Genomic DNA, 1,039 nt, shown 5'->3' on the forward strand with positions numbered 1-1,039 from the left:
CTAGGCCCTGTTTGAAAGGTCGCGCAGCCAGATGTCGATGTCGCTGATCTGGACGGTGGCCTCGTAGCGGACGGCGAGCTTGTCGTAGCGGGTGGCGAAGCCGCGGTGCTGTTTGTGCAGGTTGATGCCGCACTCGACGGCATGCCGCTGCCGGTAGCGGTCCGCGTCGAACGTCGGCGGTCGCCCGCCGGCGGAGCCCTTCTTCCGCCGGTTGGCCCGCTGGTCGGCCTTGACCGGAATGGTCGCCGGGATGCCACGCCGGCGGAGATAGGTCCGGTTGGCGCGGCTGGAGTAGGCCTTGTCGGCCAGCACGCGCGTCGGTCGGGTGCGCGGCCGTCCCGGACCGGACCGGCGCGGCACCCGGATCCGCCCGAGCACGGTGGTGAACTGGGGGCTGTCGGCGGCCTGCCCGGGCGTCAGCGCGGTGGCCAGCGTCTTGCGCCCCTGCTCGACGGCCAGATGCACCTTCGTCGACAGGCCACCGCGGGAGCGGCCGAGGGCATGGTCGGCCGGCTCACCGACCGGTGGCGTGCGCTGGGCTTCGGGATGGCGGCGGGCGCCGGCGGCGTGCTGATGGGCCCGGTTGATCGTGGAGTCCACCGACACCACCCAGTCGATCAGCCCGACCTCGGCGCTGCTCGCCTGCAGACCGGACAGGATCGCCGCCCAGGTGCCGGCCAACTGCCAGGCGCGGAAAAGCCCGTAGACGCTCTGCCAGGTGCCGTAGCGCTCGGGCACGTCCCGCCAGGGACAGCCGGTCCGGGTGCGAAAGCGGATGCCATCGATGAGCTGGCGAAGGGTCCATTTCCGGGGTCTGCCGGGCTTCTGGCCGACCGGCAGCAGCGCTTCCAGCAGCGACGCCAGGATCGCCCACTGCTCGTCGGTCAGGTCATGGCGGGCACCGGCGGGTAGGGTGCCGTCCACGAGGTCTCCGTGGTGAGGGTCTTCTTGGTCGTTGATCCCTCTACCGGAGACCTCGCCTTCTTTCGGCACCGACACGCCAGCCACGGCCCGCGAGCGACTTCTCAAACAGGGCCTA

At 71.0% G+C, this 1,039-nt stretch carries 1 protein-coding gene; it reads right to left on the reverse strand.

The window, feature by feature from the left end:
* Positions 1–924 (reverse strand): IS5 family transposase, encoded by a 924-nt coding sequence (locus CHB94_RS24365; protein ID WP_089339114.1) that lies wholly within the window; start codon positions 922–924, stop codon positions 1–3.
* Positions 925–1,039: the final 115 nt, after the last annotated feature.

The sequence above is a fragment of the Blastococcus mobilis genome (genome assembly GCF_900188025.1).
GTDB lineage: Bacteria > Actinomycetota > Actinomycetes > Mycobacteriales > Geodermatophilaceae > Blastococcus_B > Blastococcus_B mobilis.